We start from the raw sequence: 1,248 nt of genomic DNA on the forward strand, positions 1-1,248 counted from the left end.
CCTGAAACGAGCAGCCGACGCTGCCGACGGAATTCCGCTCATCCTTTATAATCCGCCGCATGCAAAACGGGTGCTGGCGCCAAAGGCGCTGGGCATGGTCTGCGCGGCGGTGCCTGAGGTGATCGGCATCAAGCTCGCCGACGGCGACGACTCTTGGTATGCGGAGGCACGTGAACGTCTTTCCGGTCTGTCGCTCTTCGTTCCCGGTCATCATCTCGCAACCGGCATCAAACAGGGCGTCGCGGCAGGGTCCTTTTCCAATGTGGCCTGCCTTAGCCCCCGCGGCGCTCAGACCTGGACGGTCTCCATGCGAAACGATATCGACGCCGCACTCGATCTGGAACGACGCGTCTGCGCGTTCATGGACGCGCATATCGTCCCCTTCCGCCACGACCTTGGTTATTCGAACGCCGCTCTCGACAAACTCTTAAGTGCGATCGGCAATTGGGGACCCGTCGGCACCCGTTTGCGGTTTCCCTATCGTTCGATAGACACGGCAGAAGCGGTCAGGTTGCGACCTATCGCACGCTCCGAACTCCCCGATCTTTTCCCCTGAATTTGCCTAAAGAGCGGGCATGGCACGAAACAACCTGCGTTGGCTCGCCTTGATGGGCGTCGAACCGAAGAGACAAGGTCCGATATGGCGCAGGACGAAAAGTTCTACCATCCCAGCCGGGCCGATATCTTGCTGGAGGCCTCCTTCAGCAGAACGATGAAGCGGTCGACGTCGCTTTTTTGCGTGCGGAAGGCCGGGGCGCCGACATTCACCGCGGCGATCACGGATCCGTCGAATGCCAGAACCGGTACTGAGACGGAGACGAGTTGATCGCTGACTTCACCATAACTCACACAAAAACCCTGGCGGCGGATTTTATCCAATTCAGCAACCAACTTGCCACGATCCGTGATCGTGCGCTTGGTCAGCCGCGGCAAGGTCTCAGGGATCATTTGCAACTGCACCTGGGGCTGGAGATAGGCGAGAAGCACCTTGTACGAGCCCGCCGTGAGCGGCCGTCTTCGACCGATCATCGCCTGCACCCGCAAGTCGCGCATCGGTTCGAACTTTGCAATGCACAGGGATTCCCCATTGTCGATGATCCTGAGCTGGGTCGTTTCGTTCGCCTTCTGACCGACTTCTTCAAGGATAGGATTGGCTATTCGCACCAGGTCAACCTGTGTCGATGCAGCGGTCCCGAGAATGATCGCAGTCGTCCCCAGCCGGTAAGTGCCTGTCTCGCTCTTCCGCAC

1 protein-coding gene and 1 pseudogene are annotated in these 1,248 nt (G+C 59.2%); one reads left to right on the plus strand and one right to left on the minus strand.

Annotation, left to right across the window (positions count from 1 at the left end; genetic code table 11):
• Positions 1 to 556, plus strand: a pseudogene (locus AC1D1Z_RS37565) (dihydrodipicolinate synthase family protein); the annotation flags it as partial.
• Positions 557 to 660: 104 nt separating this feature from the next.
• On the opposite strand, the gene AC1D1Z_RS37570 reads toward AC1D1Z_RS37565, so the two are convergent.
• A partial coding sequence (locus tag AC1D1Z_RS37570; protein WP_477853913.1) for an IclR family transcriptional regulator occupies positions 661 to 1,248 on the minus strand: 588 nt, incomplete at its 5' end.

It is taken from the genome of Rhizobium sp. P1_E1, assembly GCF_056406015.1.